The organism is Levilactobacillus andaensis, from assembly GCF_016861695.1.
Lineage (GTDB): Bacteria > Bacillota > Bacilli > Lactobacillales > Lactobacillaceae > Levilactobacillus > Levilactobacillus andaensis.
This window is the reverse complement of the sequence record NZ_BOLP01000002.1, coordinates 87057-103444: the sequence shown is the minus strand read 5'-3', so window position 1 is coordinate 103444 and position 16388 is coordinate 87057. Positions and strand designations below refer to the sequence as shown.

Genomic DNA, 16388 nt, shown 5'->3' with positions numbered 1-16388 from the left:
TATTTTCGGTCGCTGAGCAGTCTGCCTTATTATAGCCTAATGCAGAAGAGGGTGGTATCAATATTTTTGATTGCAGATGATTTACTGGCCTTCATGAATTCACACAAATAGTTGTGGGGAGACACGGCCATTTAGAAATGCCCAAGTGGCGGCAATCGTTGATATAACAATATTTGTAAGACGTTTTGGTTTGACCTGACGGCGACATCTGCTAAAGTTGGGATTAACAAATGACAGAGAATTAATTTTTGGGGATAAGGGGAATGGCACATGCAAAAGGGAATGCGGCGGCATAGTTTTTTAGGAGATCTGTTGGCGATTGTAGGGGTCGTTATCGTCCTTTACGGGATGATGTTTCAGGTGACGGTTGCGGCAACGTCGGCATTAGTCGGCTTTGCGCTGATCGTCTTTAGTCAAGATGTTGGGCGGTCGCTGTTTAAATAGTTTGGTGAAGGGAAGTTGACGATGGCAAAGTGGTGGTCGGCGATTCGGACAATTTTGTTGCTGAGCTATTTATTGTGGTGGTACTTGGTATTTAGCACGGGAACTTATCACGGGCTATTGAGCTGGATTGGACTGGTCTTGTTAGTCATTCTCTGGGTTGGCGACAGACGTTACCACTACCAGCATCGCTATACAGCATGGAGTTGGCTATGGCTAGGAGTAACGGATGTCATCCTTGCCGTCGTGGTACAATTTGCGCTGAATGCGATGTTTGGATTTGCGTGGTATCAGCCAGTCATTTTGGTACTTCTAGTTATTGTCCATAGCGGATATGTTTTTCGGTTGGGGCGGCAAACAACCGGTTAGGGCATAATGCGGAAACTCGTTTAAGATTGGGTTAGAAAGCGGGTCATCGCCTCGTTAGCCGGCTAAAAGATGGTAGAATTAACCCATTAACACGTGTAACCGCATGACGGTTATCGAGGGGAAGCCATAGTTTGAAAGTGACCATACTTTTAGTAGAAGATGAAGAGGGGCTGCGGACGCTGTTGAGTGCCGAGCTCGGTTTTGAAGAGTACGATGTGATTGCCTGTGCGAGTGGCGAGGACGCCTTAGCTCAATTTGCACAGCATCAGTCTGAAATTTCATTGATCATCTTAGATTGGATGTTACCAGGAATCGATGGGTTGGGTGTTTTGCGTAAGATTCGGCGGCATTACGACGTCCCCATCATCATGATGACGGCTAGAAATTACATAGGTGATAAGGTGTCGGGGTTAGACGCTGGCGCCGATGATTACATCACTAAACCATTTGAGACGGAAGAACTTTTAGCCCGTATCCGGGTCATTTTGCGGCGTAATGTGGTTAAGAATATCAATGATAAGAAGTTTCGAGTGGGGCCTATCTCGCTGGATACCAAGACGCGGCAAGTCTTCGGCAATGACGTAGAGATTCAGCTGACCCAGCGGGAGTTCGACCTCTTACTGGTCTTTATGCAGCATGAGGATGAGGTCATGACGCGTGATGATCTGCTGGATGCCGTGTGGGGAACCAGTTTTGAGGGGCAAATCAACATTGTGGATGTCTACGTCCGTTACCTGCGAAACAAGCTAAAAGCCGGCATCCCCGGGCAACTGATTCAGACCGTGCGGGGTGTCGGGTACAGATTGACGGGCGATGGCGATGAAGAAAAACATATTTAATACCAGTGCCGCCAAGATTACCAAAGTTTATGCGCTATTGTTACTCGGTATTACCGTGATTTTGAGTAGCGTGATTATTTCCGTTGTCGGGTTAAAACAGTTTCAGGTGCAACGCCACGAAGCGTTAGGCATTGTCCGCGGCCTCAAACGCAGCTTCATTGCGAACCGCAACGACTGGTATTGGTGGCGGATGGGCAGTTCGATGGATACCGACACGACCTTTGTTCGCATCAGTGTGGCCCAGCAAGGGAAGAAGCAGCGTTACTTGTACTCGCCAAATGCCAAGGCCTTTTTGGCGACTAAGGACCAGGGGTCGGTGACCCACCTCACTGCTAATACACACTATGCCACGAAGACTGGGTTGTTTTACCACGTCCGCGCTTCGGACTTGTCGACGAACAAGGCAGACCCGAGTGTGCGCTACGATATTTGGGTCAAGTTGAATGGACTTACGGCATTATTGTGGCTGTTGATTCGCTTGATTCTATTGATAGCATTAGTCTTTCTGATTATCGGGACCTGGTTCATTTACCTGTTGGCGCGTAAGCTAAATCGACCACTAGTTGAGTTGACCGGCACGACGAAGGTGATTAACCAAGATATTTCGAACAACTACAAGCGGCAGTTGCCAGTGCCGGATTCACCCCAGGAAGTACATGATCTGACGGTGGCGTTCAACCAGTTACTGAAATCGTTGAGTGACCAGGAACAGGCGGATCGCCGCTTCGTGTCTAACGCGTCTCATGAATTAAAGACGCCGATTGCGACGATTCGCGGGTATGTGTCCCTCGTCGATCGTCGGGGAGACGCTCATCCAGAGGTCATTCCGACCGCGTTAAAGTACATTGACCAGGAATCGGAACGCATGCAACGGCTGGTGGAGAGTCTGCTGAAACTGTCGCGGGCTAACCGATTGGAACTGAAAACAACGGCGGTTGATTTGAGTGCGGTGGTCCAGGCGACCGCAACACACTATAGCGACGTCATGACGCGACCAATCAGGACAAAGATTCAGCCGCAGGTGACGGCACAAGCCCATCAAGACAGTATTGAACAGATTTTAATCAGCCTGTTGAATAATGCACAGAAGTATTCGCCAGCGGAAACGCCGATTACCGTGAGTCTGACAGCCGATGATCAGACCGTTACACTGGCTATTGCCGACCAAGGCATTGGTGTGCCAGATGACCAAAAGAAACTAATTTTTGGCCGATTCTACCGTGCCAGTAGCGTGCGCAATAGCGTTGCCGGTAACGGTTTGGGCCTCGCCATTGTTCAGCAGTTGGTCACGTTGAGTCATGGCCAAATTGTAGTGCGGGACAATCAACCGCAGGGCAGCGTTTTTATGGTGACCCTACCTCGGTGATGGTTTCTGAGAAATTCTCAGTTTGAACTCTTTTAATATAGATGGAATCCCTGCCGATTACTGTGTAGAATTAGTCTCAGTTAATCGGAAAGGGATTCTTTTTCATTAACGCATAAGGGCAAGGTACTTTCAACAGTAGTTGTTAAGGGGAATAACTATTGTCGAAAGTGTGACCGGGTCAAGGAGTAAGCAGAATAGAAGAAAATAGTGGTTATCGGAGCATATAGAGTGAGAGTAGGCGGTGTAATCATGGGGATGATTTGCATCGCAAGGGTTATTAGCAGAAGCGAAAGAGAGTGAAATTGACTAGATGGTTGGGCCTAATTGGGATTGTGGCCCGCGACATCCAGCCAACCATGCCGGGGAAATCGAGTTGGGGAACTCGATGGCAGGGGAAATTCGCTCATTCAAAATAGTTACGGTGTGACGTGGCTAGTCGGATGGTGGGGGCTATCTCGATTGGCGACAGGTTATCTGGACTTAACAGCGTAGCGCATCAAAAAGACAGGGTAATACTTGAGAGCTGAATCTATTTAGATTCAAGCTCTTTTTGTCGTGCAATGGCGCGGCTGATTTCCTATTTTAAAAGTGATCAAGAAGAACAAACAAGGCATCATTGTTTGTTCACCGATGATTCTAATGGTTTCCGTTTAGCAAAGATTGTTTATCGTTTTTCGATATACTACAATGATATCGAAATTTGGGGAGGGATTAATATGAGTAAGCGATTAATGCAGTCTATCAGCGCTTTGAACTCACTTTGCTACGTCACTTTTTTAGGAACTTTCTTCCTTTTCCTAGCCCCGCTAAATAGTTGGTATCGTGCCTGGCGCGGCCAAACGGCAACGACGATTCTGCATGGTCAAAACTTTCTATCCGTGACGCCTCGTCAAACTGTATCGACGGCAGCGGTGACTAGTTTTCCCGACTGGGGGTATGCGGGCTTGATGACTATCGGCAGTGTTCTCATGACGGTCGGCGTTTTACTCTTCCTAAAAGCATTTATGAAAATTCTGGACAGTCTACAGGCTGAAAATTACTTCACACGAGCAAATGCCGTGGCATTGCGGCAAATGGTTACTGCGCTATTTTGGCAGATTGGGGGAACCTTCTTCTTAGCGGTTGCCAACCAACTCACGACGAGCTTGTTGGGGCGGGTCAGCAATGGAATGTTTTCTGCGAACTGGGCGGATTTTGGGAACAGCCTAATGGCGCCGTTGATTTTGACGATTATTTACGCGTTGTATAGCCGAGCGGTTGGGTTGAAGAATGAAAATGATTTGACTGTGTAAAGGTGGTGATGGTCATGATTAAATTGACCCTCAACGTTGTGATGGCGCAGCGTAACATTTCTAGTAACGACTTGGCCGAGCAAGTGGGAATCACGCCGACGAATTTATCGATCTTAAAGACGGGGAAGGCTCGCGCCATTCGATTTTCAACGTTAGAGAGGTTGTGTGCGGTATTGGCCTGCCAGCCTGGGGAAATTCTGAGATATGTACCAGATGAACATTAAATGTGGGGAAGCCTTGGTGATGGTCAGGACTTCCTTTTTAATGTATAAATGCAGGAAAAATGATAATAGTTAATACTAAGACTAAATCCAGTACACACAATGTTTACACAATTCAGCACTTTCCGTTTTCTGGTAGTAGTTTTTGGCTATAAAAAGGATTATATTCGCTATATACGATTGGAAGCGGTGTCTTCAAACGGAAATGAGGACACTACTTTTCACGTTTCCTGAAGTTGACATGCAAAGTTTAATGAAGAGGGTTTATTAATGACATGGTCTCGTTGGCAGGTGCCACCATTTATTACCAGTGTGTTTTTTGTCCTGGGTGTGCTGACACTGTACTGGGTCTCCTATAACTGGATTGCGTCTTGGTTTCATGCCAGGCGGATTAACGTTAAGGATGATGATGTCAGTACATGGTACGGCATTATTTACATGCTAGTCTTCGTCTTTGGTATTCAAACGTTTATTGTTGGGACCACCGACTCCTGGCAGTTTATGAATTTCCAACTGATTGCGATGATTTTCTGCGCGTACTTTTTAAATATTCACGTCCGCTATTACTTTTTCTTCCCAATTCTATTTATCTACATGATTTTTAACGGCTCGCTGGGCTATTGGCAGTCGTGGGGCCATGCCTGTACGATGATGGTTTTCTTCTGGGTGCTAAACGTGATTCGCGTGAAGTATCGTAGTAGTCGAATTGCCCCGCTCGTCTATCTGCTAGTTGGCGTGCCGTTTGGTGGCGTGCTGTGGCTCTGGATGAAGTTGAAATTCGACTTCTCCTGGGTCACGTTAGGCCAGGAGTGGGCGTACCTGATCATCTTTGAAATCTTACTCTACGCATATGTGTCGATGATTACGCATGACAGTGAGATTAAGATGCGCTTGGCCCGGTTCGCGAGCCACGATGCGTTGACCAAGACGGAAAATTTTGCGGCGTATACTGATACCATGGACCACTTCTTCGAGGATAGTACGAAGACGGGCGCGCCGCTTTCCATGATGATGTTTGATATTGACCACTTCAAACACATCAACGACACGTATGGCCATTCGGTAGGCGATGAGGTTCTGCGGAAAGTCGCTGAGACCGTGCAAACGGTGATTGCGGCCAATGACTCCAAGGTGCGCTTCTACCGAACCGGGGGCGAGGAATTTAACTTATTATTCCCGGGCTACGATGTGACCAGTACCAATGCCATCGTGGACCAAATCTTTATGGCAGTTAACCACTTAGAGATTCATGCGGGTGGCGAGGTCATTCAAGTTTCCATTTCGGTCGGCGTGTCTGCCATCACCGGTAATGACCAGTCGCCGATGGACTTCTACAACCGGGTCGACAAGAACCTGTATCATTCCAAGCGTAACGGCCGGATGCAAGTAACCGTGGCTTAATGAACTGAAAATGAATTTTTAAGGGATCGATTCCAAGTTGGAGGCGGTCTCTTTTTTTTCAGTCTGAGTGAGAGAGCAGGGCTTGGGTCGCAGATAGCGAGTCACTAGTCATTGGCCGGACAACGAAATTCGGATTCCCAATCGATTTTTACGGATCGCGATTGTATCTCGTCGGGATTTGTGCTAATCTGACAACAGTTGAATAAAGTTAAAAACGATAGAGATGGTCAACGCCGAGTCGGTCACGGGTGTTTAGCGAGCTAAGGAGAGTGAGAGCTTAGTCAACCGCCCGATTTGGATAACCCCATTTTTGTTGCCAGCTGAAATCTGGTGTGAGAGTAGGCTGAGCCGTTACCGCAACGTTATTGAGCGGCGCGTATGTGATGTACGTTTATTAAAGTTGGTTTTGAATCAAAAACAATTTGGGTGGTACCGCGGAAGACTCTTTCGTCCCTAGTTTCTAGGGATGACAGGGCCTTTTTTTGTGGCCACAGAAGGAGAATAAATGATGACAGAAGTTTTAGTTAAAGATCTATTTGGCGAAACCCATTTTGCCGAAAGCGAAGAAGTTGTCTTACACGGTTGGGTGAAGACGGTGCGGGGCTCTAAGCGCGTCGGTTTTATCGAATTAAGCGATGGGTCAACCATCAGAAATGCTCAAATCGTCATGAAGAGTGACATCGACAACTACGCCGAATTAACCAAGTTACCTTTGAGTTCGACGATTAAAGTTGTGGGGACGGTCCTGTACACGCCGGACGCCAAGCAACCCCTGGAAGTTCACGCCAAGGAAATCGTATTGGAAGGCTCTTCCGACAACGATTATCCCTTACAAAAGAAGAAGCACTCCTACGAATACCTGCGGACGATGGCCCACTTGCGGCCTCGGACCAACACGTTCTACGCGGTGTTCCGGATTCGCTCATTGGCTGCGTTTGCCATTCACCAGTACCTCCAAGGTCACGGCTTTACCTATGTGAACACGCCAATCATCACCAGTAGTGACAGTGAAGGGGCCGGCGAAATGTTCCGGGTCACCACGCTGGACATGAACAACCTGCCTAAGACGGACGATGGCAAGGTCGACGATCACGCGGACTTCTTTAAGAAGGAAACGAACCTGACCGTTAGTGGCCAATTACCAGTCGAAGCCTTTGCCTTAGCTTTACGAGACGTTTACACGTTTGGCCCAACTTTCCGGGCAGAAAACTCCCATACGGCCCGGCACGCCTCAGAATTCTGGATGATCGAACCAGAAATGGCCTTCGCTGACCTGCAAGATGTCATCAACGAGTCCGAAGGGTTATTGAAGTACGTGGTCAACTACTTGCTGGAAAACGCAAAGGACGAATTGGACTTCTTGAACGGCGCTGTCGATGAGAGCTTGTTGGACCGCTTACACCAAACGACCAACGAAAAGTTCGCCCAAGTGACCTACACGCAAGCCATCGAGCAGTTGGAAAAGGCACCCGTTAAGTTCGACGTTCCCGTTTACTGGGGTCTCGACTTACAGGCGGAACACGAACGCTACCTGTGCGAACAGGTTTACAAGCGGCCAACCTTCTTGACGGATTATCCTAAGGAAATCAAGGCCTTCTACATGCGGGACAACGACGACGGCAAGACCGTTGCTGCAGCTGACTTATTGGTACCACGGATCGGTGAATTGATCGGTGGGAGTCAACGTGAAGAACGTTACGTTGAAATGGCCGAAAAGATCAAGAGCCACAATTTGCCACAAGAAGAATACCAATGGTACCTCGACCTGCGGAAGTACGGCGAAACGCCTCACTCCGGCTATGGGATCGGGTTCGAACGGTTATTGATGTACGTGACCGGGATGGAAAACATCCGCGACGTCATCCCTTACCCACGGACACCAGGTAACGCTGAATTCTAAATATGATGATCAAAAAAGACCGATTCCGTAGTGGAGTCGGTCTTTTTGTTAGGCTTCTAATCGCTGAAGCAGGGTAACGTCGTTCAAGACATCCTGGAGCGTGATTTTAGCCATTTTAGCCTCGGCGGCCGCTTGAATCTCGGCGTAGTAGTTGGTCAGCACCTTGGGCACGGTCTTGCCTACCGGACAGTTCTGCGACGTGTGCGTATCAACGTTGAGCAGGGGGGCCTGGTTGGGCAAGGTGGCGTAGATGTCCCGCAACGTAATGGCGTCGGGCTCCCTGGACAGGGCAAGCTGTGTCGGTCCATGCGTGGGTGCGAGCAGGTCGTGATGTTTTAAGTTAGCCATGATTTTTCGAATGAGGCTGGGTGACGTTTCGAGGCTGCTGGCGATTTCCTGACTGGTCAATTTTTTACCTTTAAAATAAGCAATGTAGACCAGCACGTGGATGGTGTCGCTGAATTGTGTGTTAGCCATGTGATCCCCTCTCTTTGTGTTCTTGTATTATATTCTATAACAGTTTTAGATAAAAATCAGGTAAAAGGATTGATTAAGCTAATAAATTGACAATTAAAATGAAATGTCGTATCTTAAAAGTGTACTTAAAAATAATACAAAACAAATCAGGGGGTCTGCATTATGGCAGCAATTACAATTTTTGGTAAGGGAAACATGGGTCAAGCAATCGGCGACGTCTTTACACAGGGTGGCAATCAGGTTAGCTTCATCGACTCTAATGATCCAGTTGAAAACTTAGGCGAGATTGTCGTTCTGGCCGTGCCATACCCAGCCGCAATCAGCATTGCCAAGGCCAACCAAGCCGCTTTGGCAGGCAAGGTCGTTGTCGACATCACGAACCCCTTGAACTTCGAAACTTGGGACGAATTAGTTGTTCCAGCCGACAGCTCCGCAACCGCACAGATTGCTGAACTGTTGCCAGAATCTAAGGTGCTGAAGGCCTTCAACACGACCTTTGCTGCAACCTTACAGAGTCGTAAGGTCAGCGACCAAGCACAGACGACCGTGATGGCTGCCGGTGACGATGCCGCTGCAAAGCAATTGCTTGCAGACGCCTTGACCGACAGTGGCGTAGCCTTCGTTGACGCTGGTTCCTTGAAGCGAGCACACGAGCTGGAAAGCTTTGGTTTCTTACAAATGACCTTAGCGGCCGGCGAAAAGATTGGCTGGACGGGTGGCTTTGCCGTTCTGAAGTAACAGACGCACCTGAACTATTAAATCGTAATTTGAGAGTTTCGGAATCGGTAGGTGATTCTGGAACTTTTTTGTGGTTAGAGGTAGTTAGAGAAGCGAAAAATCGACAAAAAAGGCGCTCAGAACATCCCAACGGAGTTCTGAGCGCCTTTTTAATTTCGGTAAATTAGTCGACCACAATCAGTGACTTGATAGCTTCACGGTTGGTCATGGCTTGGTAAGCGTCGTCGATATCATCGAGCGCAAATTCCTTGGTGAAGACCTTGCCAGGGTGAATGTCGCCATCCAAGACGGCTTTTAACAAGACTTGCTTGTCGTAGGTCGTGACGGAAGCGGGGCCACCGGCGATGATCGTGTTGGTGTAGAAGGACGTGGTCATGTCCATCTTAGGTTCATGAGGCAGACCAACCCGGCCAACGATAGCACCTGGACGAGCAACCTTCATGGCCGTGTCGTTGGACAACTCAGTCCCGACACATTCCAGAACGGCATCGGCACCAGCACCATTGGTCAATTCAAGGACCTTGGCAACGGCATCATCACCACGTTCAGCCACGATGTCAGTCGCGCCAAATTCGGTAGCGAGTTGTTGCCGGTCTTCGTGACGACTCATAGCAATGATCCGCTTGGCACCGCGCATTTGAGCGGCGATAACCCCACAGAGACCAACGGCACCGTCACCAACAACGACGACCGTGTCACCGGTCTTCACGTTGGCAACGCGGGCGGCGTGGTAACCGGTAGCCATGACGTCGGCGAGGCTCAACAGGGACTTGAGCATAGCGTCGCTGTAGTCGGCTGGCTTGCCAGGAATCTTAACCAAAGCCCATTCGCCGTGTTGGAAACGAATGTATTCAGATTGCACACCGTTACTGAAGTTGTCGGTGTGGTTTTGGCAAACGCCATCAAAGCCGGCAAGACAAGCGGCACAGTGACCGCAACCGTGCGTAAATGGGGAGATAACGAAGTCGCCGGGCTTAACGGTCGTGATGTCAGTGCCGACTTCTTCGACGATTCCGATGGCTTCGTGACCGGAGTTTTCGGAATGGGCAGCCTTGTCTTCTAAGCCACGGTAAGCCCATAGGTCGGATCCACAGACACAGGTCCGCACGACGTGAATGATGACGTCGTCGGGCGCCTGAATCTTAGGCTTATCGATGTCCTCGATTTCAACTTTGCCAGGTTTCATAAAAATAGTGGATTTCATATCATTTATCCTCCTAAATTGACTCTACAGAAATTCTAAGCGTTTCCAGTTGGCTTGTAAAGAATCCTTACTTTCCAATGTAAATGGTAACCATAAGCTAGTTTAGCCGTGCGGGGGAACGATGTCTAATGCTTATCTCGCATTGTTGTGTATGCAGGTGGCGTATGGCTGGCGTTAGTCAGGCCAAACTGCCTTTAGCTGCGAAATGACCGGTTGGACCCGAGCGGTTTCCGAACGCAGGTAAATGGCGTAAATCGGCATCTGTGCCGCAGCATCGCTGATTGGCAGGCAAATGCGGCTGTCGTTAGCTTTGGCTTGCTGGGGGACGATTGCATCGAACGCGGAAATATTGGTGCTGAAGTAAGGAAAGTCGGCGTATTTCGTAATCTCAGCCAGGGCCACCCGTTCTTCCTGATAGAAAAACTTGGCGTTGGGGATGTTAGCTTGAATGATTTCGCGCTAAGGACCGATGTCGCTGGGGACGACGAAGCTGAGATCCTTCAGCTCGGCAAAGGTAATGGTGGATTGATTGGCCTGAAACATGAATTGATTGAGGTTGATGGCGAGGTGTTCGGTACCGATCAGTTGTGAGTCAATGGCTTCTGTCGATAGGGAATGATTGGAAAAGCCAAGCAAGTAGTCGTTGTTTTTGAGACCGGCGATGACTTGGTCTTCGGGCTGAGAAGCCCCTGGTAATTGTGTGTGTTCCGGCAGCTGAGCTTGAATGTACTTTAGTGCGACCAAAGGGCCGGGGACGGTGGTTGCAATGGTAAGGACGCGGCGACTGTGCGCAAAGTTGCGGACCCGTTCCACGGCTTGGTGGTTCGCCGCTAACAGGGTGGCCGCTTCTTTAGCCGCTAATTCTCCAGCAGGAGTCAAGCTCAAACGGTTAGGTTGACGGTCGAAGAGCTGAACCTCCCAATCTGTCTCTAATTTTTGCATACCGCGGGTCACCGTTGGCTGGGTCACGTTGAGGGCCGCCGCTGTTTTAGCTAGCGTTCCGGTTTCAGCGAAGGCGACCAGTTCTTCTAATAGATAGTTCTCAATCATAAGGGACCTCCTAATAATTACTTTTTGGTGACTAGCGCACTTTAAAGTGGCTTCTTGTTGAAAAGATGCTAAGCCGTATAATCAGAATATATCAGGTTAATGCTGACCTGGCGCTGGCTAATCACATCAGTATACATTAACCGTATACTAGCATGATTAAGTAGTAATTTTCAATCAGTTAGTTTGGGCCTATAGTTAATTTATTCAAATGGTGAAAGGAAGTCCCCTAAATATGACTAAGGTTCCAACAATTAAATTAAACGATGGTGTAGAGATGCCACAATTAGGTTTCGGTGTTTTCCAGGTCCCCGATTTAGCGCAATGTGAAGCCGCTGTTAGTGATGCGTTGGATTCTGGTTATCGGCTATTGGATACCGCCACGGCCTATCGGAATGAAGAAGCGGTTGGCCGCGCCATCAAGAAGAGTAGTGTGGCGCGTGACGATATCTTTGTGACCTCTAAGCTGTGGGTGTCTGAGTTCACCTATGACCGGGCCAAGCAGGGCATCGACGCATCCTTGCAACGACTGGGGCTGGATTATCTCGACTTATACCTGTTGCATCAGCCTTATGGCGATACGATGGGGGCTTGGCGCGCATTGGAAGAGGCCCAACAGGCGGGAAAAATTCGGTCGATTGGGGTCTCAAATTTTTATGCCGACCAACTGAAAAACTTGGAACTCACAATGAACGTGAAACCGGTCGTGAACCAGATTGAAGTGAACCCTTGGTATCAACAGGAGAGCGAAGTTCAATTTAACCAGGGCGAAGACGTGCGGGTCGAGGCTTGGGCGCCATTCGCTGAGGGTAAGCACGATCTCTTTACGAACGCTACGATTCGGACTATTGCGCAGGCTCACGGTAAGACGGTCGGCCAAGTCATCCTCAGATGGTTGTTACAACGCGGAATCACGGTGATTCCGAAGTCCGTTCACCGCGAGCGGATGGTGGAGAACATGGACGTTTTCGACTTCGAGCTGACTGACGATGAGCTGGCGACCATGGCCTCTTTGGACCGGCAGGAGAGTCAATTCTTTGACCACCGCGATCCAGTGACGATTGAACAAATTTTCGGCTCAAGCCTAAAACAATTAAAGGAGTAATATGAAAATGACACCAACAATTAAATTAAACGATGGTAACAATATCCCCGCAATTGGCTTCGGGACATTTCAAATTCCTAGCGATGGCTCAACCTATAAGGCTGTGGCCGAGGCGCTAAAAGTTGGTTACCGGCATATCGACACGGCCGTTGCCTACTTCAATGAAGCCGAGGTTGGCCGTGCTATCAAGGATAGCGGCATTCCTCGCGACCAGATCTGGGTCACCAGCAAGCTATGGCTACAAGACTTTGGTTACGAACCGGCCAAGAAGGCCATCGACCTCTCACTGAAGAAGACGGGGTTGGACTACCTCGACCTTTACCTGATTCACCAACCATATGGGGATGTGCCGGGTGCTTGGCGGGCGATGGAGGAGGCCCAACAAGCCGGCAAGCTGAAGTCGATTGGGGTCTCCAATATGACCCCCAAGATTTGGCGGAGCTTTGTCCCACAATTTAACGTGATGCCAGCTGTGAACCAGGTCGAATTCAATCCGTACTTCCAGCAAAAAGAAATCCGGAAAATCATGGCGGCCGATGACGTTAAGCTGGAGGCGTGGGCGCCATTAGGCCAAGGAAACCAAGCGCTGATTACTGATCCAGTCATTGTTAAAATGGCTGCGGCGCACAACAAGAACGTCGGTCAGATTATCTTGCGGTTTGAAAATCAACTGGGCGTCATTGTCTTCCCCAAGTCCGTTCACGCTGACCGGATCAAGAGCAACTTGGACATCTTCGACTTCACGTTGAGTGATGATGAAATGGCCCAACTGGAAGCCTTGGATAAAGGTAAGGGCCAACATGATCCAGATGCACCGGGCGTGCTGGAAATGTTGAGTGCCTACGATGTTCACGCGGACGACTAAGACGAAAATAAGATGATTTGTTTGAGGACGGGACCGAGGTGGTGTCGTCCTTTTTGAGATGAAAAATTAAGAGTGAAAGTCCTTTTAATAGTATGTTTCGTAATTATCACGTACGATAGGAGTCAACCATGAAAGGGATGGCTTGAATGACTTTAACTGTGACACAACTTGATTTTGAACGACATTTCAAAACTTACTTGGATTTAATCACCATTAACGATGAGACAATTCTGATTGTACGTCCGGATGGTCAAATGGTTATAGCTATTGCGCAAGAAAAATTTCTGTGGTTAGAAAGAGCTGTTCAGGCCAATGAGGATTCCCTAGACTATGCGGTGGCAATAGATTACTTAATTCAGCAGCAGATATTGCCGGATAATCCAGTAGTCAGTGGTGACTGCTACTGGAATCAATTTAAGAACTAAATGTTAAGGAGCATATTAGTATCGCTATTTTCAATATATTTTGACTGCTTTCTAACTCCACAAACCACTCCACCACAAAATTACCCGCAACCTAACCAATCTAGTGATAAAACTTGTTATAATGGAAATCATAGTGGAATGAGGTCGTGGAGGGAAACATGAAGAGTAAGGATTTTCAATTAAAAATACCGCCGGAAATTAGCGAGCAACTTAAGCTAACCGACAAAACACCGGTTAAACTGGTGGTGAAACGAGACCGATTAGTCGTGCAACTTGAGGAACCACGGCTACAGCTTTTCCAGAATCGCGTCTTGATTTGGCCGGTCGTGACCGCGTTATTGACAAGCATTGGGTTCTATATTTTTTGCCTGCTGCGGGGACTACACAGCGTTCCGTTGGTGGGAGATCGATCATTAGCAACTGCTATTATTGTACTGGAAGTTATTATGGGAACGTTATTGTTTGCGGGATTTTTTATCCGGGACCGTAATAATCCGCAGAATCATTTTACGAAAAATATCTATTGGCGAAACTTTCCAGTAATCGTGTTGTCGTTTGCCTTAATCCTGGGCCTAGTCCTGGTTGGGAGTATGTGGCTGCTGGGCGTCCTATTTAAGGGAGCCATTTTTGGGTCCGTAACTGCCAGCATTATCATGTTTGCCTTTGGTCTGGTCACGAATTCGGTGATGGTCTACTTCGCCTTGATTGTCGACGCCGGTGTGTTGTCAACGGTGCTCGTGCTGGTCATCATTAGTGGCGTCGTAATCGCCATGGCCGTGAACAATCAGAAATACTGGTGGCAACATAACCTGAGCTTCTTGGGAACTAGCAATGCTTCCAGTGGCTGGCAATTCAACGCGACGCTGATTTTTTCGGCGCTGCTGATGATTGCGTTGATCGACTATCTGTTTGTGAGCCTGCATGAATTTTTCCCGCGATCGCGGCGGTTACTGGTGTTACGAATCCTGCTGACGCTGACCGCGGTCGACTTGGGTCTAGTGGGTGTCTTTCCCAATAACGTGAACTCACATGACCTCCATGATGAAGTTGCTGTTTTCTTAATCTACTTCATCATTGCGTTGATTGTTGGTGTTCGTTGGCTTTTGCCAAACATTACGAAGGACTTTTTGTATTTGTCCTACGGCGTTGGCATTGCCCTGGTTATCGCAGAACTGTTATTTCAAGTATTCGGCTACTTCTCGTTGACGGCTTTTGAAATGGTGGGCTTCGTAATTGCCTTTGGGTGGTTGTTGATGTTACTCGACCGAATCGAGGCGTTGATCAATTCCGGGACTGAGGGCTTGATTGAATTGGAATCAGAAACCTTAGAAGATTAGTAATCGAAAAAGCGGTCACCTCGTTTGGGGGTGGCCGTTTTGTTTAGCGTTATTTGGTTTTGTGGGTAAGTTGGCTGAGATTGTGACTGAGATGGCGAACGGTAGCCATCTTGTGATCTTGGTTGAGTTGCCGCGTAATTTTGGCTAGCGTAGTCGTTGCTGTCTGGTCTTGGCGGAAGGAATGGACGATCATGCTGTCGTAGGTGACGTTACCATCCGTTGTGAGCTTAAACCAGTTGGGCTCCAGGTTCTTTTCGGCAGACGTGATATTCATATCCGGCCAGACCAGATATTTGTCGGGATTGTGCTTGAGATAACGTTCGACTTGCCAACCAACCTGAAAGTCGGACAATTCCTGCCAACGTTGTAGCTTGGTGTGTTTGACGGCAAAGTAAATGATACAGGTCTCCCGCAGCTGAGAATTTTGGTTGAGTTCTGCAACGGTGAGGGGGTGGGAAGCCTTACGTTGAGGCGTTGTCGTTTTGGCCGATTGCTGTGGTGTCGGTGACGTGGCGGGCTTGTGGTGGGACAACAGGCCAAACGCCAGGCCGATAATTAGGACAATGCTGCCCAACAAGATGATGCTTTTTTTCATGGTAACCCATTCTTTCTCGAATTAGACTATGTTTCCAGTCTACGGGAATATGGCAGGGAGAACAATGAAAGCCGAAAAAAATGACTAACCCTTAAGTAATAGGTTAGCCAAGAAAGTGTCAATTAAACTTTAGTACCAGTGGTGACTCTGCCAGAAACGCTTAGCATGAGTCCAAGTCCCGTAACGACCGGCAACGTAAGAGTTAGCGGTCCGTTCTTGGTTGACTGGGGATAAGTCGCCGTGTAAGTAAGCCTTCAGTAATTGGTAACGACCGTAACAGTTTCCGTTACGCGCGGTGTACCGGTAGCCGGATTCACGTTTAGCAATCCAGTTCTTAGCGGCCTTTTGCTTCTTGGACAGGCCAGCGTTAACTGCTGCGATTTGCTTCTTTTGACTAGCGGAAAGCGTTGCTGCTTGGGCGGTTGTCGTTTGTTCTGGTAAAACGTTAGCTGTGACGTCAGTGACCATACCGAACGAAAAGCCGAATAGTAATAAGAGTGTTGCAAATTTTAGTTTTAGTTTTGACATTTTTATATAACTCCCTGACTTGTTTCTTAATACTAACTAGCATACCCGATTAGTATTGCAGTCATGTTACTGGGGAGTTAAAAGGGCGTCACATCTGTTAGATTTATACGTGAGGTGGATGTACCAAACAAGCTATAAACCACGGAATGACGTACGTTAGAGGCTTGATTACTATAACCGCAAATTAATCGCCGGAAAATAAAAATTGGCCCGCAATCTCTAAAGACGGCAGGCCGAT

The 16388-nt window shown here is 48.2% G+C and carries 19 protein-coding genes; 13 read left to right on the top strand and 6 right to left on the bottom strand.

Going from position 1 to position 16388, the window contains the following annotated elements; translation table 11 throughout:
- Window positions 1-270 precede the first annotated feature (270 nt).
- The 8 genes from JUF10_RS00665 (at window position 271) to asnS (ending at window position 7829) form a co-directional block, all read left to right on the top strand.
- Complete coding sequence (locus tag JUF10_RS00665) at window positions 271-444, top strand: hypothetical protein (protein ID WP_203640326.1); 174 nt, start codon at window positions 271-273, stop codon at window positions 442-444.
- 21 nt (window positions 445-465) lie between these two features.
- The gene (locus JUF10_RS00660) at window positions 466-810 is read left to right on the top strand and encodes a hypothetical protein (protein WP_203640325.1); all 345 of its coding nucleotides are present in this window, start codon (window positions 466-468) and stop codon (window positions 808-810) included.
- Window positions 811-941: 131 nt separating this feature from the next.
- A complete protein-coding gene (locus JUF10_RS00655; RefSeq protein WP_203640324.1) occupies window positions 942-1649 on the top strand; it encodes a response regulator transcription factor in 708 nt (235 codons plus the stop codon).
- Entirely contained in the window at window positions 1630-3015 is a 1386-nt protein-coding gene (locus JUF10_RS00650; protein WP_203640323.1) for a HAMP domain-containing sensor histidine kinase, read from the top strand. The genes JUF10_RS00655 and JUF10_RS00650 overlap by 20 nt, the downstream gene beginning before the upstream one ends.
- Before the next feature lie 716 nt (window positions 3016-3731).
- A complete protein-coding gene (locus JUF10_RS00645) occupies window positions 3732-4307 on the top strand; it encodes a DUF2975 domain-containing protein (protein WP_203640322.1) in 576 nt (191 codons plus the stop codon).
- Between the two features lie 14 nt (window positions 4308-4321).
- Window positions 4322-4531 (top strand): helix-turn-helix domain-containing protein, encoded by a 210-nt coding sequence (locus JUF10_RS00640; protein ID WP_203640321.1) that lies wholly within the window; start codon window positions 4322-4324, stop codon window positions 4529-4531.
- 267 nt (window positions 4532-4798) lie between these two features.
- Complete coding sequence (locus JUF10_RS00635) at window positions 4799-5929, top strand: GGDEF domain-containing protein (RefSeq protein WP_203640320.1); 1131 nt, start codon at window positions 4799-4801, stop codon at window positions 5927-5929.
- A 508-nt stretch (window positions 5930-6437) separates the two neighbouring features.
- Window positions 6438-7829: an asparagine--tRNA ligase gene (asnS, locus tag JUF10_RS00630; RefSeq protein ID WP_203640319.1), complete on the top strand. Its 1392-nt coding sequence runs from the start codon at window positions 6438-6440 to the stop codon at window positions 7827-7829.
- 48 nt (window positions 7830-7877) lie between these two features.
- Here asnS and JUF10_RS00625 read toward each other — a convergent pair whose 3' ends face one another.
- Window positions 7878-8306: an Rrf2 family transcriptional regulator gene (locus JUF10_RS00625; protein ID WP_203640318.1), complete on the bottom strand. Its 429-nt coding sequence runs from the start codon at window positions 8304-8306 to the stop codon at window positions 7878-7880.
- Window positions 8307-8468: 162 nt separating this feature from the next.
- Between JUF10_RS00625 and JUF10_RS00620 the strand changes: the two genes are divergently transcribed.
- Window positions 8469-9044, top strand: coding sequence for an NADPH-dependent F420 reductase (locus JUF10_RS00620; RefSeq protein ID WP_203640317.1), 576 nt, complete (start codon window positions 8469-8471; stop codon window positions 9042-9044).
- 163 nt (window positions 9045-9207) lie between these two features.
- On the opposite strand, the gene JUF10_RS00615 is transcribed toward JUF10_RS00620, so the two are convergent.
- From JUF10_RS00615 to JUF10_RS00610, 3 genes are all read right to left on the bottom strand, one after another.
- Window positions 9208-10248, bottom strand: coding sequence for a zinc-binding dehydrogenase (locus JUF10_RS00615; RefSeq protein ID WP_203640316.1), 1041 nt, complete (start codon window positions 10246-10248; stop codon window positions 9208-9210).
- Window positions 10249-10422: 174 nt separating this feature from the next.
- On the bottom strand, window positions 10423-10650 hold the full coding sequence (locus tag JUF10_RS14045; protein ID WP_236008115.1) for a hypothetical protein: 228 nt from the start codon (window positions 10648-10650) through the stop codon (window positions 10423-10425).
- A 57-nt stretch (window positions 10651-10707) separates the two neighbouring features.
- On the bottom strand, window positions 10708-11298 hold the full coding sequence (locus JUF10_RS00610; RefSeq protein WP_236008114.1) for a LysR family transcriptional regulator: 591 nt from the start codon (window positions 11296-11298) through the stop codon (window positions 10708-10710).
- 232 nt (window positions 11299-11530) lie between these two features.
- Here JUF10_RS00610 and JUF10_RS00605 point away from each other — a divergent pair, with 232 nt between their 5' ends.
- From JUF10_RS00605 to JUF10_RS00590, 4 genes are all read left to right on the top strand, one after another.
- Window positions 11531-12400: an aldo/keto reductase gene (locus tag JUF10_RS00605; RefSeq protein ID WP_203640315.1), complete on the top strand. Its 870-nt coding sequence runs from the start codon at window positions 11531-11533 to the stop codon at window positions 12398-12400.
- A 1-nt stretch (window position 12401) separates the two neighbouring features.
- Window positions 12402-13265, top strand: a complete 864-nt coding sequence (locus tag JUF10_RS00600) for an aldo/keto reductase (RefSeq protein WP_203640314.1) — start codon at window positions 12402-12404, stop codon at window positions 13263-13265.
- Between the two features lie 146 nt (window positions 13266-13411).
- Complete coding sequence (locus JUF10_RS00595; protein WP_203640313.1) at window positions 13412-13690, top strand: type II toxin-antitoxin system Phd/YefM family antitoxin; 279 nt, start codon at window positions 13412-13414, stop codon at window positions 13688-13690.
- Window positions 13691-13848: 158 nt separating this feature from the next.
- Window positions 13849-15027: a DUF998 domain-containing protein gene (locus tag JUF10_RS00590; RefSeq protein ID WP_203640312.1), complete on the top strand. Its 1179-nt coding sequence runs from the start codon at window positions 13849-13851 to the stop codon at window positions 15025-15027.
- A gap of 49 nt (window positions 15028-15076) precedes the next feature.
- Here JUF10_RS00590 and JUF10_RS00585 read toward each other — a convergent pair whose 3' ends face one another.
- Both JUF10_RS00585 and JUF10_RS00580 read right to left on the bottom strand, forming a co-directional pair.
- Window positions 15077-15622, bottom strand: coding sequence for a hypothetical protein (locus JUF10_RS00585; RefSeq protein WP_203640311.1), 546 nt, complete (start codon window positions 15620-15622; stop codon window positions 15077-15079).
- Window positions 15623-15751: 129 nt separating this feature from the next.
- On the bottom strand, window positions 15752-16150 hold the full coding sequence (locus JUF10_RS00580; RefSeq protein ID WP_203640310.1) for an aggregation-promoting factor C-terminal-like domain-containing protein: 399 nt from the start codon (window positions 16148-16150) through the stop codon (window positions 15752-15754).
- Window positions 16151-16388: the final 238 nt, after the last annotated feature.